The following is a 14,268-nucleotide window of genomic DNA, read 5'->3' as shown; positions in this document are numbered from 1 at the left end:
CACTCCCAGGCGCAGTATTCCGGGAGGTGAAGGCCCGGTTACCGTGGGCTTTTAGGACGCTGTTGTGTCGACCTTCACACGCGCCGCGACCGGCAGATGGTCGCTCCCGGTCTCCGGCAGCGTCCACGAGGTGACCGGCTCGATGCCCTTCACCAGGATCTGGTCGATCCGCGCCATCGGGAACGACGCCGGCCAGCTGAACCCGAAGCCGCTGCCCGCCGCGCCCTGCGTGGAGCGCATCTGGGAGGTGACGGCGTTCAGTGCGCGGTCGTTCATCGTGCCGTTCAGATCGCCGAGCAGCACGCTCCGCGGAAGCTTCTCGTGGGCGATGGCCTCGCCCAGGGCGTCCGCGCTCTTGTCACGCTGGCGGGCGGTGAACCCGGCCTCCATCTTCACGCGCACCGACGGGAGATGGGCGACGTAGACCGCGACCTCGCCGGAGGGGGTGGTGACCGCGGCGCGCATGGCCCGGGTCCAGCCGAGTTTGATGTCGACGGCCTTCACGCCGCTCAGCGGGTACTTGCTCCACAGGCCGACCGTGCCCTGCACGGAGTGGTACTTGTACGTCGCCGCCAGCGCCTTCTCGTACACCGGCACCGCCGTCGCGGTCAGTTCCTCCAGTGCCACCACGTCCGCCTCGGAGGCGGCCACGTCGCGGGCGGTTCCGGCGGGGTCGGGGTTGTCGGCGTTGACGTTGTGCGTGGCGATGGTGAGGTCGCCGCCCGAGGCGGTCTTGTCGGTGAGCAGCCCGCCGAAGAGGTTGAGCCAGACGACCGCGGGCAGCACCATCGCGATCAGTGCGGTCGCCGACTTGCGCACCAGGCCGATGACCAGCAGCAGCGGCACGAACAGACCGAGCCACGGCAGGAACGTCTCGGTGAGGCTGCCGAGGTTGCCGATGGCGTTGGGGATGCGCGAGTGCAGCAGCATGACCAGGGCGAGCAGTACCGCGACGGCGGCGGTGACGATGCCCCGGCGCCAGATCCGCCGGTCACCGCGCCAGCCGGCCAGCCACCGCCCCAGCAGACGCCGGAACCGGTCCCCTCGGCGCTCGGGTCCCGAGCCGCCGCTGTCCGTCTCCGTCATGTACGCCTGCTGCGCCATACCGTCGCCTCACTGACTGCCGTGCACACCATCGTCCCCCGCGGTTACGACCCTAGGGGATGATCGGTTCTGTTCCTGCCGTCGCATGACGGCCGTACGGGCACGAGGACGTACAAGTCGCCTCGCGGAGTTCCGGCCGTCCGGCGGGAAAGCGCGCTCTGTGACGAAACGCGCACATGGGCGCTACGGAGGAGGCGAACTGACGGGCCGTAGCCCTTCCAGCAGGGTGTCGACGATCTGCTCCGACAGGCCGTCCGGCAGGTCAGCGTCCGGGCGCATCACCGAGCGCAGCAGCATCGGGCCCACGAACAGGTCGTTGAGGAGCTCCACATCGACGTCCTCGCGCAGCTCGCCGTTGCGCTGGCCGCGGCGCAGCACCTCGACGCCGAGCCGGCGTCGGGGTGCGACGACGAGGTTGTGGTACGCCGTCCACACTTTCGGGCTGCTCTTCATCTGGGCGTGGACGTTGTGCAGGATCGCCGAGGAGCGGCTGAGCAGACCGCGCTGTCGGAGCGACTCCAGCAGGACGACGAGGTCGTCGCGCATGGAGGTGCCGGGCAGCTCGGCGTCGGGCGGTTCGGCGGCCCGTACGACGTCGACGAACAGCTCCTCCTTGCCGCTCCAGCGACGGTAGATGGCGGCCTTGCCGACTCCGGCGGTACGGGCGATCCGCTCGATGGAGAGCTCCGCGAGCGGCACGCCCTCCTCCAGGAGCTTCATCACGCCCTCGATGATGGCGCGCTCCACGGCCTCGCTCCGGGGGCGGCCCCGGACCGGACCGGTCCGACTGTCAGCGAGGTTCACCTGTGTGGATCCCTTCCGTATACCGGAGATTCTCCCTTACGAGGGGTCCTCGGCCCGTCCCGGCAGGAACAGCGCCACCACCACCGCGCCGATCAGCGCGACCGCGGCGCCCCCGAGGGCGGTGACGTGCATGGCGTGCAGGAAGGAGTCGTTGGCCTGCGCGATCAACGGCTTGCCCTCGGGGCCGAGTCGCGCGGCGACGGCCAGCGTGGACTCGATGGACTCGCCCGCCGTGTGGCGCAGCTCCGGCGGCAGGGCGGTGAGGTCGCCCTCGATCGCCGAGCGGTAGGAGGTGGACAGCACCGAGCCGAGTACCGCGATGCCGAGGGCGCCGCCGACCTGGCGGAAGGTGTTGCTGAGCGCGGAGGCGGAACCGGCCTTCTCGCGGGGCAGGGCCTGCATGATGACGACGCTGACCGGCGTCATGATGTGCGCCATGCCGGTGCCCATGAGGAAGAAGATCACCTCAAGGATCCAGATCGGGGTGTCCGCGTCCAGGGTGGCGAAGGCGGCCAGGGTCGCCGCGATCAGCGCCATTCCGGCGGTCGTGGTGGCCCGGTTGCCGAAGCGGTCCACCAGCAGCCGGGCGCGCGGCGCGAAGACGAGCTGCGCGACGGCGAGCGGCAGCAACAGCAGGCCCGTCTCCAGGGGCGAGTAGCCGCGCACGCTCTGGGTGTAGAAGACGGAGAAGAAGGTGACGCCCATCAGCGCGAAGAAGACCAGCGCGATCGCGGCGATGGCGGAGGAGAACACCTTGTCGCGGAAGTAGGTGACATCGATCGACGGATGGTCGCTGCGCTTCTCGAACACCACGAAGGCGATGAGTACGGCGAGCCCGGCGCCGATCGCCGACAGCACGGTGACATCGGTGAAGTCGGCCAGTTCGCCGCCCCGGATGATGCCGTAGACCAGCAGGACCAGGCCGACGACGGACAGGGTGACGCCGATGGGGTCGATGCGGCCGGGGTTCGGGTCGCGGGAGTCGGGAACCAGCCAGATCATCAGCGCGAGCGCGAGCAGCACGATGGGGACGTTGATGAGGAAGACCGAGCCCCACCAGAAGTGGTCGAGCAGGACGCCGCCGGTGATGGGGCCGATGGCGATGGCGAGGCCCACACCGCCGGCCCAGATGCCGATGGCCTTGGGCTGTTCGTCGCGCTCGAAGACGTTCATGAGGACGGCGAGCGTGGCGGGCATCACGAAGGCGGCGCCGAGGCCCATCACCGCGCGGAAGCCGATCAGCTCGCCCGGCGATCCGGCGAAGGCGGCCAGCGCGGAGCCGATGCCGAACACGACGAGCCCGCCGAGCAGGACCCGCTTGCGGCCGAGGCGGTCGCCGAGCAGTCCGGCGCTGAACAGCAGGCCCGCGAAGACCAGGGTGTAGGCGTTGATCGCCCACTCCAGCTCGCTCTGGGTGGCGCCGAGGCCGGTCGGGGCGGGGGTGGAGATCGTCTTGACGGCGACGTTCAGGATCGAGTTGTCGAGCACGATGATCAGCAGACTCAGCATGAGCACGCCGAGGATGGCCCAGCGGCGGCGATGCACCGCTTCCGGTATCCGGGGTACGGCAGGAGCGGAGGTAGTCATGGCGTCCACCCTAGGTGGATTACGATACGGGACCGTGCCGTATCGTAATTCTCTTGCCCGGTTTTTACTCGCCTCTTACGTCGGTCGAGGGTGACCGAGGCCCCCCTAGCCGCGCCTGGCACGAAGTGCCACCATGGAGGGGATCCGGGGACGCCGTCAGGGCGCCTCGAGATGACGTAAGGAGCCGTTGCCATGACGCAGCTTTCGGCTGCCCAGACCACACCTTCCGGCGGCAGCAAAGCGCTGTACGGAGGGAAGGGCACCCGCCGCATCACCGTTCGCGACATCGCCCTCGCCAAGGAGCGGGGCGAGAAGTGGCCCATGCTCACCGCCTACGACGCGATGACCGCGTCCGTCTTCGACGAGGCCGGGATCCCGGTCATGCTGGTCGGGGACTCGGCGGGCAACTGCCACCTCGGGTACGAGACCACCGTGCCCGTCACGCTCGACGAGATGACCATGCTGTCGGCGGCCGTCGTACGGGGCACCTCGCGCGCCCTGATCGTCGGCGACCTGCCCTTCGGTTCGTACCAGGAGGGCCCGGTGCAGGCGCTGCGCTCGGCGACCCGGCTGGTCAAGGAGGCCGGGGTCGGCGCCGTGAAGCTGGAGGGCGGCGAGCGCTCGCACCGCCAGATCGAGCTGCTGGTCGAGTCCGGCATCCCGGTGATGGCCCACATCGGCCTGACCCCGCAGTCCGTCAACGCCATGGGCTACCGCGTCCAGGGCCGCGGCGAGGAGGCGGCGGCGCAGCTGCTCCGGGACGCCAAGGCGGTCCAGGACGCGGGCGCCTTCGCGGTCGTGCTGGAGCTGGTCCCGGCGGAGCTGGCGGCCGAGGTGACCCGGGTGCTGCACATCCCGACGGTCGGCATCGGCGCGGGCGCCGAGACCGACGCCCAGGTCCTGGTCTGGACGGACATGATGGGCCTGACCGGCGGCCGGGTCCCCAAGTTCGTCAAGCAGTACGCCAGCCTCCGCGAGGTCATGGGCAACGCGGCGAAGGCCTTCGCCGAGGACGTCGTCGGCGGGACGTTCCCCACCGAGGAGCACTCCGTCCACTAGAGCCACAGCGGTACAGAGGCAGCCCGCCGATTTCCCCCGTCGGCGGGCTGCTGCCGTATCCGGCGCCCGTTCTGTCGGCGGGATGCAGGTCGCTGTAGGTCCCTTGTCGGTGTTCTGTCGGTGGCGCCTGACACCGTCCTTCCCATGACGCGAATCGACAAGAACCCCAGCGGCGCGGGGAGCGCCGTCACCGTGCGGGGGCTGGTCAAGCACTACGGCGAGACCAAGGCGTTGGACGGTGTGGACCTGGATGTGCGCGAGGGGTCCGTGATGGGGGTGCTCGGGCCCAACGGGGCCGGGAAGACCACCCTGGTCAGGATCCTGTCCACGCTGCTCACGCCCGATGCCGGGCAGGCGACCGTCGCGGGGTACGACGTCCTGCGCCAGCCCCGCCAGCTGCGCCGGGTGATCGGGCTGACCGGGCAGTACGCCTCCGTGGACGAGAAGCTCCCGGGGTGGGAGAACCTGTACCTCATCGGGCGGCTGCTCGATCTGTCCCGGCGCGACGCCCGCGCACGGGCGGACGAGCTGCTGGAGCGGTTCTCGCTCACCGAGGCCGGGAAGCGGCCCGCCGCCACGTACTCCGGTGGCATGCGGCGGCGGCTCGACCTCGCCGCCTCGATGATCGGGCACCCGGCCGTGCTGTATCTCGACGAGCCGACGACCGGACTCGACCCCCGTACCCGCATGGAGGTGTGGGACGAGGTCAAGGCCATGGTCGGGGACGGCGTCACCGTGCTGCTGACCACCCAGTACATGGAGGAGGCCGAGCAGCTCGCCTCCGAGCTGACCGTCGTCGACCGGGGGAAGGTCATCGCCAGGGGCGGGATCGACGAGCTGAAGGCCAAGGTCGGAGGGCGCACCCTGCGGATCCGGCCCGCCGATCCGCTCCAGCTGCGGCCGCTGGCCACGCATCTCGACGGGCTCGGGATAACCGGGCTCGCCAGCACCACCGTGGACCCTGAGCGCGGCTCCCTGCTGGTGCCGATCCTCAGCGACGAGCAGCTCACCGCCGTCGTCGCGGCCGTCACCTCGCGCGGGGTCACGCTGGCCTCCGTCGCCACCGAACTGCCCAGCCTCGACGAGGTGTTCCTGTCCCTCACCGGCCACCGCGCCAGCGCCCCGCAGGACGCCGTGCCCGCCGACGACCGCGAGGAGGTCGCCGTATGAGCGCCACCACGATCACCAAGCCGACCGCCGCCGCCTCGGTCGGCACCGCCGACGGCCGTATCCCGTTGCGCAGCCATCTGCGGCACACCGGTGCGCTCGTCAGGCGCAATCTGCTGTGGATCCGGCAGGACCCGGAGTCGATGGCCGACGCCGTCCTCTTCCCGATCGTCTTCACGCTGCTGTTCGTGTACGTCTTCGGCGGCTCCATCGGGCAGTCGCTGGGCGGCGGACAGGACGCGTATGTGCAGTACGTCGTGCCCGGCATGCTCGCCATGATGGGCATGACCATGGCCCAGGGCGTGGGCACCGGCTTCAACCAGGACTTCAACACCGGTGTCATGGACCGCTTCCGGTCCCTGCCGATCGGCCGCGGCTCGGTGCTGTTCGCCAAGATCGGGGTGGAGCTGCTGCGGATGCTGTTCGCTACCGCCGTGCTGATGGTGGTGTCCCTGCTGGTGGGCTTCGACGTCACCAACTGGGGTGGTCTGCTGGCCTCCGTCGCCCTGTCCGTGGTCTTCGGCTCGGCGCTGATGTGGGTCTTCCTCACCCTCGGCGTGGTGATGAAGAACGTGCAGTCCGTGCAGGCGATGGGCTTCCTGGTGCTGATGCCGCTCCAGTTCGGCTCGTCGATCTTCGCGCCGACCGACTCGATGCCGGGCTGGCTCCAGAACTTCACCGACTACAACCCGCTGTCCGCTCTCGCGGACGCGTCCCGCGGCCTGATGAACGGCGGTCCGGTCGCCCACGACCTGTGGCTGACGCTCGGCTGGTCGGTGGTGCTGACCGCGGTCATGGCACCGATCGCCATCCACAAGTTCCGTACGAAGACCTGACGCACTGCGGGGTCACACCAGGGCGGCGGCCTCCTTCGCGGTGAGGCCGCCGCCTTCGGCGTACCCGGCCTCGTACCTCTCCTCGGCGAGGACCGCGCGCACCGCGGCGACGGCCCGGGCCCGGCACTCGCGCTCCAGGGTGGAGTTGAGGTGTCCGGGCGGCAGCAGCGCCTCGGCGGCACCGAGACAGCGGGCGGCGTCGTAGGGCTCGCTGTCGGCCAGCGCCACCGCGGCGATGACCAGGCAGGCCGAGACCAACTGCGGGGCCATGGCCTGCGCCACCGCGTTGTCCGCCTGTTCCAGAGCCCGCCGGAGCTTGTCCCGGGCCTCTTCGTGGAGGCCCTCGGAGGCGTCCATCCAGGCCTCTCCGCTGAGGATGAAGGCGTCGAAGACATGGAACTGGGCGAGGCCGAAGTTCTCGCGCAGCACCCGGATCTGCTCGCGGGCCTCGGCGGTACGGCCGGTGATGCTGAGCCAGCCGGCGAGGATGACCCGGCTGAACGGCATCGCCTCACTGTGTCCGCCGTCGAGTCCGTCGATGACCTCGCGCAACAGGCGTTCGCCCCGTTCGCCCTGTCCGTCCTCCAGCAGGGCGCCGGCCAGGCGCGCGGACAGGACGGCCTCCTGGGCGTGGGCGCCGAGCCGTCGGGCCTGTTCGATGGCGGCCTCGTAGTCGGCGGCGGCATCGGCGTAGGCGCCGGTGCGCTCGCGGGCCTCCGCGCGCGCCGACAGCGCCTCGGCCGTGCCCCAGGCGTCGCCCAGCCGCTCGTAGATGGCGAGCGACTCGTCGGCGTCCCGGGCCGCTTCCTCGGCGCGCTGGGGGCGGTTGGCGAGGCCGGTGGCCCTCATCTGGAGGGTGGCGGCCAGTTCCCATTCGTAGCCCGGGGTGGTCCGGCAGGTCTCCACGCAGGCGTCGAGCAGTCGGGCGACCGTGTCCATGTCGCCGGTGAGCATCACGGCGAACACGGCGAGGATGCCGGGGCTGCGGCAGGACTGCGGCAGTCCGGGCGGGTAGGTCGCGGCGATGGTGCGCAGCTTCTGCTGGGCGGCCGGGTTCTGCCAGGCGTCCAACTCGGTGTCCATGCAGGCGAAATGGGCCAGATGCAGTCCGCGCCGGGCCTCGGCCAGCACCTCTCCGGTGTACGGGGGCGGCTCGGCGGTGCAGCGCTGCCAGACCGGCTCGGCCTGCGGGACGGGCTCGGCGAAAGCGAAGGGGTCGGGGCCGAGCGTCATCACCTCGGCGCACCAGTTGCGGGCCTCGATCCTCAGGTCGCGCATCTGCCAGTACCAGCCCAGCGACAGCGCCAGCGTCAGCGCCTCCTGCTCGTCACGCTCGGCGACGGCGTGCCGCAGGGCGGTGCGCAGGTTCTCGTACTCCAGCTGGAGCCGTTGCACGGCCTCCAGTTGGCGGGAGCCGCGCAGCAACGGGTCGGTGAGGCGGGCGAGTTCGCGGTAGTACGTCAGATGCGCGCGCTCGGCGCGGGGGCGCTGACCAGCCTCGTCCAGGCGTTCGCGGGCGTACTCGGCAACGGTCTCCAGGAGTCGGTAGCGCATCGCTCCGTCGCCCGAAGGGGCCGCCACCACCAGGGACTTGTCGACGAGGGAGCCGAGCGCGTCCAGGGCGGCGGGACCGCACACGGCCTCCGCGGCGGGCAGGTCGCAGCCGCCCGCGAAGACCGAGAGCCGGCTGAGGACCTCGCGTTCGTCCTCGTCGAGCAGGTCCCAGGACCAGTCGACGACGGCCCTGAGGGTCTGCTGGCGGGGCAGGACGGTGCGGCTGCCGGAGGTGAGCAGCCGGAAGCGGTCGTCGAGCCGGTCGGCGATCTGGCGGGGGGTGAGCATCCGCAGCCGGGCGGCGGCGAGTTCGATGGCGAGGGGCAGCCCGTCGAGGCGGCGGCAGATCTCGGCGCAGGCCTCGGGGTCGTCGTCGACGCTGAACCCGGGGCGGGCGGCGGCGCCCCGGTCGGTGAGCAGGCGCAGCGCATAGGGCTGGGGCAGGGATTCCACCGGGCGCAGTACCTCGCCGGGTACGCCGAGGGGTTCGCGGCTGGTGGCCAGGACGGTCAGTCCTGGGCAGCGGGCCAGCAGATGTTCGGTGAGCCGGGCGGCGGCGTCGACGACGTGTTCGCAGTTGTCGAGGACGATGAGCATGCGGCGTCGGGAGCAGTGCTCCACGAGGCGTTCGACCGGGTCGTCGTGCCGGTCGGCGCTGCGGAGCTCCTCGGCGCCGGCGCCGTAGAGGACGGTCTCGCGGGCGCCGACGGCGGTGAGCACGGCTTCCGGTACGGCCTCGGGGTCGTCGACGGGGGCGAGTTCGGCCAGCCAGATCCCGTCCCGTGCGGTGTCCCGGAGGGTCTCGGCGGCCTCCTGCGACAGCCGGGTCTTCCCCGCGCCGCCGGGCCCGAGGAGCGTGACGAGCCGGGCGCCGCCGAGGTCCCCGCGGATGGCGTCGATGTCGGCTTCCCGGCCGACGAAGGAGGTCAGCCGGGCCCGGAGGTTGCCGAGCGTGGCCTGTGGCGCCGGTTTCAGCAACTCGGCGTGCAGGGCCCGTAGTTCGGCGCCGGGATCGGAGCCGAGCTGTTCGGCGAGCAGCCGGCGTACGTCGTCGTAGGCGGCCAGCGCCTCGGCGGGGCGGCCGAGATCGCGCAGCGCGCGCAGCCGTAGCGTCTGCAAGGGTTCGTCGAGGGGATGGCTGTCGCACAGGGCGGTCAGCTCCGGCAGGGCCTGTTCGGCCTGGCCGAGCGCGAGGGCGGCGGTGTGCCGGGCGCGCAGCGCGTCCAGGCGGCGGGTCCGGCAGCGGGCGGCCTCGGCGGTGCGGTCGGGAAGGTCGGCCAGGGCGGGGCCGTGCCACAGGGCGAGGGCGTCGTCGAGGACCGCGGCGGCCTTGGCGGGGTCGCCGTCGGCGAGGGCGCGGATGCCGTCGGTGGTGAGCCGCTCGAAACGGTGCAGGTCGATGTCGTCGGGGCGGGCGGCGAGCCGGTACCCGCCGTCCACGGACTCGATCGCGTCGGCGCCGAGGCCCCGGCGCAGCCGTCCGACCAGCGCCTGGAGCGCCCCGGCCGCGTCGGCGGGCGGATCCCCGGCCCACACCTCGTCCACGAGCAGTTGCACGGGCACGGTACGGCCGCCGCGCAGTGCGAGCACGCTGAGCAGCGCACGCAGCCGTGCCCCGCCGACCGGGAGGGGGGTGCCGTCGGGGCGGAGGGCCTGAGTGGTGCCGAGGATGCGATAGCGCACGGGGTCCATTCTCACCCGCCCCCCGCCCTCGCAGCACACGTCCTTGCCACCGGGAGGGACCCGGCAGCAAGGTTTACCTCACTCTCAGCGTGTTAGATACAAACACGCTAGCCTTCGGTCATGGAAAGATCGTCCAGGGCACTCATCGCCGTCCGATTGACTGTCCAGACCGAGTCGACAACCAGTCCTGAACGACAACTCGAAGCATGCAAGTCCTTCTGCGAGCTACGTGGTTGGGAAATCGTCGGCGTTGCCGGAGATCTGTCCGTCTCCGCCACCGCGGTGCCGCCGTGGGAGCGTCCAGAACTGTCGCGGTGGCTCGACGATCGTGCACCCGAGTTCGACGTCATCGTCTTCTGGCGGCTCGATCGCTTCGTTCGCCGAGTCGGTGACCTGCACCGGATGATCGAGTGGGCTGAGAGTCACGGTGGCAAGGGGCTGGTTTCCGCCACCGAACCGTTCGATCTCACGAGTTCGGCGGGAAAGGAGACGGCCACGATGATCGCCACATTCGCACAGATGGAAGCCCGCGCCGCCGCCGAGCGGGTCGCATCATCGCGTGCGCACCTGCTCACGTCCACACGATGGGGCGGAGGTTCACCGCCTTTCGGCTATCGCACCTACGCGAAGGACGGCGCCCGCTACCTGGAGATCAACCCGGAGACCGCAGACATCGTCCGGGAAGCCGCTCGACGTGTCATCGACGGCGAGCCGGTCAATGCCCTGTGCCGAGACTTCGAAGAACGCGGTCTTCCGTCTCCTGCGGACACATATCAACGGAACAAGTCCGGCAAGGACTTCGTCTGGCATCCCCGTACGCTGAAGGGAATCCTCACCTCCCCCACTCTGCTGGGCTGGAAGACGCGCAGCGAGGAAGTCCCCGGCAAGAAGTACCGGAAGCGCGTCCTGGTGCACGACCCCGACGGGCGGCCCGTTCGGGTAGCCGAAGCGGTACTGGACCAGGACGTCTTCGACTGCCTTCAGGATGCCCTGACCAGTGCCGCCTCCCCGATCGGCCGACGCTCCACGACACCCAGGACCCCGCTCCTTGGCGTGATCAAGTGCGGAGGCTGCGGCAAGAACCTTCAGCTTCACACGTCCAGGAAACGACGTAGGGACGGGACGTACCGGGTTACCGAGAAGATCCGCTGCCTTTCCCGAATCGGCTCCCCCGCGTGCCCCGGCTATGTGTTCCTACCCGACGAGGAAATCGTCACCCCCGTCCTGCGTAAGCTGGTCGCGGCAGTCGGAGATGTGCCTGTCACTCGTCGCGTGTACGTCCAAAGCGCCCGTGCGATGGGAGATCCGGGGAATCCGTCGGTTGATGCCGATGGGGATCACTGGCAGTTCGTGCCGCTCGGCAGCACCTTCGCCGAGCGGTGGGAGGGTATGGAAATCACTGAGTTCGGTGAGGATCTGGTCCACGCCGGTGTCACGGTCAGATGCCACCCCCGAGAACGTGGCGGTCCTGTTCTGGAAATCCCTGAAGACTTCCGGGAGCGTCTTGCGAAATCTCTGCGATAGTCGCGGCTTCGGGATGTTGTCCGCACACCGACCATCACGGCCTGAGCTCCCCCGGCTGGGCCGCTCTGCCCCAGGAGAGCCTCACCCATGACCACCGCCTCTCGAACGAGCGAACAGCGGATCAGCCCTGTCTTCCTCGGGATCACTGCCATCGCGGCAGTCACCGGGTGGGCGGTGTGGACTGACTTCGCGTCGTCCCGAGGGCTCGCCGTGTTCCTCTTCGTCACCTCAGCCTGGGTGATCTCGCTGTGTCTGCACGAGTACGCGCACGCCCGCACGGCGCTGCACGCGGGCGACATCACTGTGCGAGGCAAGGGCTACTTGAGCCTCAATCCTCTCGCTTATACCCACGCCCTGCTGAGCATCGTGCTCCCGGTGGTCTTCCTGATCATGGGCGGGATCGGTCTGCCGGGCGGGGCGGTCCTGATCGAGCGCGGGCGGATCCCGGGGCGCTGGCGGCACAGCCTGATCTCGGCGGCGGGCCCGCTGACGAACCTGCTCTTCGCCGCCGTGTGCACGGCGCCGTTCTGGCTGGACGCACTGGACGGCGTCCCCGACGACTTCCGGTTCGCGCTCGCCTTCCTCGCCCTGCTCCAGGTCACCGCGGCGATCCTGAACTTCCTGCCGGTGCCGGGTCTTGACGGCTACGGCGTGATCGAGCCCTGGCTGTCGTACAACGTCCGCCGCCAGGTGGAGCCGTTCGCGCCGTTCGGGCTGCTGTTCGTGATCGCGCTGCTGTGGCTGCCCGCGGTCAGGGACGGCTTCCTCGACGTGGTGAACACGATCCTTCAGGGCCTCGGCGTCAGCGAGGTGGAGACGTCGTACGGCTGGAGCCTCTACCGGTTCTGGTAGGCCTCGGCCTTCTGACGCTTCAGGTAGTACCAGCACATGTTGGACGACAGCCCCGCGAGCAGCACCCAGATGATCCCCAGGAAGCTGCCCTGCACGAAGGAGACGACAGCGGCGGCCACCGCGAGAACACAGACGGCCAGGGCGTAGAGGGCGAGGCGGGGCATACGGGGGTCTCCTGTCGGGGGACACTGCGGTACGACGCCCTCCAGTGTCCCCCATCCGCTCATACGTCCGTGATGCGGAGTCCCGCGTGTGCCTTGTAGCGCCGGTTGACCGAGATCAGGTTGGCGACGAGGGACTCGACCTGGTGGGCGTTGCGCAGGCGGCCGGCGAAGACGCCGCGCATGCCGGGGATGCGGCCGGCCAGTGCCTGGACGATCTCCACGTCGGCGCGGGCCTCGCCGAGGACCATCACGTCGGTGTCGATCTCGTCGATCTCCGGGTCCTGGAGCAGCACCGCCGACAGGTGGTGGAAGGCGGCGGTGACCCGGGAGTCCGGCAGCAGCGCCGCGGCCTGCTGGGCCGCGCTGCCCTCCTCCGGCTTCAGCGCGTAGGCGCCCTGCTTGTCGAAGCCGAGCGGGTTGACGCAGTCGACGACCAGCTTCCCGGCGAGCTCCTCGCGCAGTGCCTCAAGGGTCTTGCCGTGGCCGTCCCACGGCACGGCGACGATCACGATGTCGCTGCGGCGGGCGGTCTCGGCGTTGTCGGCGCCCTCGACGCCGTACCCGAGTTCCTCGGCGGCGGCCTGTGCGCGGTCCGCGGCCCGCGAGCCGATGATCACCTTCTGGCCGGCCTTGGCGAGCCGGTAGGCCAGGCCCTTGCCCTGCGGGCCGGTGCCGCCGAGCACGCCGACGACGAGCCCGGAGACGTCGGGCAGGTCCCAGGGGTCCTTGGCGGGGGCCTTCTGTGCAGCACTGTCGGTAGAGGTCATGGCCCCGACTTTACGTCCGGGTCCGGGGCCCCCTCCGGTCAGGCTTCGCTCAGGTGAGCCGCGTCACGGCCACCCGCCGGAAGACGATCCGCTCGTAGGCGCCGAAGTCGCCCGTCTCGTAGAGGAGTCCGACGGTGTCGGCGTCGATCCGGACCAGGTCGGAGTAGGCGGCGGGCAGGCCGTCGACGGTGACGCGGGGCTGCCAGGTGGTGCCGGAGTCGGTGGAGACGCGGATCGTCATCCGGGCGCGTCCGTCGGGGAGGGCGGGGCCGGAGAAGAGCAGCAGGTCGGGGTCGCGGAGCTGGAGGACGCCGGCCTGGCAGATGGGCCCGTCGAGTCCGGCTTGCGGACGGAAGGGGCGGTGGAGGGTCTGCCCGCCGTCCTTGGAGTGGGCGTCGGCGCGGTTTCCCGGGGACGGGGAGTCGTTGCGGGTGTTGAAGTAGACGCGGCCGTCGGGGAGTTCGGCGGCGGTGGTCTCGTTGACGTTGATGTAGCCGTTGGTGTTCTCGTCCAGATACCCGAGCGACCATGTGGCGCCCCGGTCGTCGCTGAGCAGGCAGTGACCGCTGTTGTACTTGGCCTCGGCGCCGGTGTCCGTACCGGTGGGCGGCAGGGTGTGGTTGGCGGGGACGACGATCCGGCCGGTACGGAGCTGGAGGGCGTGGCCCGGGGTGGTGGCGTACCAGCGCCAGCCGGGCTTCTTGACCGACTCGGTGATCTCCCTCGGCTCGGACCAGCTGACCCCGTCGTCATCACTGTGCTGCACCCACACGCGGCGCCCGTCGGCGTCGGAGACCTCGCCGCGCAGGAGGGCGGCCTCGGAGGCGGAGGCGGCGGAGCGGATGTGGACGAGGAGGATCCGCCCGGTGTCGAGGACGACGGGGGCGGGGTTGCCGGCGAGGTCAACTCCGTTGCCGGCGGCGACCGTCAGCGGGCCCCACGTCCGACCCCCGTCCGTCGACCGCTTCAGCACGATGTCGATATGCCCCCAGTCGCGGGCGGACTCCACCCGCCCCTCGCAGAAGGCAAGGAGGGTGCCCGACTGTGTGGCCACGACGGCCGGGATCCGGAAACTGGCGTAACCCTCGCGCCCCGCGCGGAAGGGGACGGAGGCGGGCAGGACGGTGGCGAATGCAGACATGTCGTACCGCTTGCCCAGGTTGGGCG

12 protein-coding genes are annotated in these 14,268 nt (G+C 70.5%); 5 read left to right on the top strand and 7 right to left on the bottom strand.

All coding sequences use genetic code 11. From position 1 onward, the window contains the following. Nucleotides 1-51: 51 nt before the first annotated feature. The 3 genes from BN159_RS30600 to BN159_RS30590 form a co-directional block, all read right to left on the bottom strand. Nucleotides 52-1,104: an endonuclease/exonuclease/phosphatase family protein gene (locus tag BN159_RS30600; RefSeq protein WP_015660893.1), complete on the bottom strand. Its 1,053-nt coding sequence runs from the start codon at nucleotides 1,102-1,104 to the stop codon at nucleotides 52-54. Between the two features lie 183 nt (nucleotides 1,105-1,287). Then, nucleotides 1,288-1,908 carry a TetR/AcrR family transcriptional regulator gene (locus BN159_RS30595; protein WP_078598902.1) on the bottom strand — a complete coding sequence of 207 codons (621 nt, stop codon included), beginning with the start codon at nucleotides 1,906-1,908 and terminating at the stop codon, nucleotides 1,288-1,290. A 36-nt stretch (nucleotides 1,909-1,944) separates the two neighbouring features. After that, on the bottom strand, nucleotides 1,945-3,495 hold the full coding sequence (locus tag BN159_RS30590; RefSeq protein WP_015660891.1) for an MFS transporter: 1,551 nt from the start codon (nucleotides 3,493-3,495) through the stop codon (nucleotides 1,945-1,947). Nucleotides 3,496-3,687: 192 nt separating this feature from the next. Here BN159_RS30590 and panB point away from each other — a divergent pair, with 192 nt between their 5' ends. The 3 genes from panB (at nucleotide 3,688) to BN159_RS30575 (ending at nucleotide 6,557) form a co-directional block, all read left to right on the top strand. Beyond that, nucleotides 3,688-4,554 carry a 3-methyl-2-oxobutanoate hydroxymethyltransferase gene (panB, locus tag BN159_RS30585; protein WP_015660890.1) on the top strand — a complete coding sequence of 289 codons (867 nt, stop codon included), beginning with the start codon at nucleotides 3,688-3,690 and terminating at the stop codon, nucleotides 4,552-4,554. Between the two features lie 144 nt (nucleotides 4,555-4,698). Further along, the gene (locus BN159_RS30580; RefSeq protein ID WP_015660889.1) at nucleotides 4,699-5,724 is read left to right on the top strand and encodes an ATP-binding cassette domain-containing protein; all 1,026 of its coding nucleotides are present in this window, start codon (nucleotides 4,699-4,701) and stop codon (nucleotides 5,722-5,724) included. Beyond that, entirely contained in the window at nucleotides 5,721-6,557 is an 837-nt protein-coding gene (locus BN159_RS30575) for an ABC transporter permease (RefSeq protein WP_015660888.1), read from the top strand. The genes BN159_RS30580 and BN159_RS30575 overlap by 4 nt, the downstream gene beginning before the upstream one ends. 12 nt (nucleotides 6,558-6,569) lie before the next feature. Here BN159_RS30575 and BN159_RS30570 read toward each other — a convergent pair whose 3' ends face one another. Further along, nucleotides 6,570-9,803: a BTAD domain-containing putative transcriptional regulator gene (locus tag BN159_RS30570; RefSeq protein ID WP_015660887.1), complete on the bottom strand. Its 3,234-nt coding sequence runs from the start codon at nucleotides 9,801-9,803 to the stop codon at nucleotides 6,570-6,572. 111 nt (nucleotides 9,804-9,914) lie between these two features. Here BN159_RS30570 and BN159_RS30565 point away from each other — a divergent pair, with 111 nt between their 5' ends. After that, nucleotides 9,915-11,318: a recombinase family protein gene (locus BN159_RS30565; RefSeq protein ID WP_041820037.1), complete on the top strand. Its 1,404-nt coding sequence runs from the start codon at nucleotides 9,915-9,917 to the stop codon at nucleotides 11,316-11,318. Between the two features lie 87 nt (nucleotides 11,319-11,405). Then, nucleotides 11,406-12,170, top strand: coding sequence for a site-2 protease family protein (locus BN159_RS30560; RefSeq protein ID WP_015660885.1), 765 nt, complete (start codon nucleotides 11,406-11,408; stop codon nucleotides 12,168-12,170). On the opposite strand, the gene BN159_RS30555 is transcribed toward BN159_RS30560, so the two are convergent. Genes BN159_RS30555 through BN159_RS30545 form a run of 3 tightly spaced genes read right to left on the bottom strand, consistent with a single transcriptional unit; the run spans nucleotide 12,155 to nucleotide 14,242 of the window. Beyond that, a complete protein-coding gene (locus BN159_RS30555) occupies nucleotides 12,155-12,334 on the bottom strand; it encodes a hypothetical protein (protein ID WP_015660884.1) in 180 nt (59 codons plus the stop codon). The two genes, BN159_RS30560 and BN159_RS30555, sit on opposite strands and share 16 nt — an antisense overlap. Nucleotides 12,335-12,393: 59 nt before the next feature. Then, the gene (gene npdG / locus BN159_RS30550) at nucleotides 12,394-13,101 is read right to left on the bottom strand and encodes an NADPH-dependent F420 reductase (RefSeq protein ID WP_015660883.1); all 708 of its coding nucleotides are present in this window, start codon (nucleotides 13,099-13,101) and stop codon (nucleotides 12,394-12,396) included. Nucleotides 13,102-13,150: 49 nt separating this feature from the next. Then, nucleotides 13,151-14,242, bottom strand: coding sequence for a sialidase family protein (locus tag BN159_RS30545; protein ID WP_015660882.1), 1,092 nt, complete (start codon nucleotides 14,240-14,242; stop codon nucleotides 13,151-13,153). Nucleotides 14,243-14,268 lie beyond the last annotated feature (26 nt).

The organism is Streptomyces davaonensis JCM 4913 (assembly GCF_000349325.1).
GTDB classification, from domain to species: domain Bacteria; phylum Actinomycetota; class Actinomycetes; order Streptomycetales; family Streptomycetaceae; genus Streptomyces; species Streptomyces davaonensis.
The sequence above is the reverse complement of the archived record's forward strand: the minus strand, read 5'-3'. Positions and strand labels throughout refer to the sequence as shown.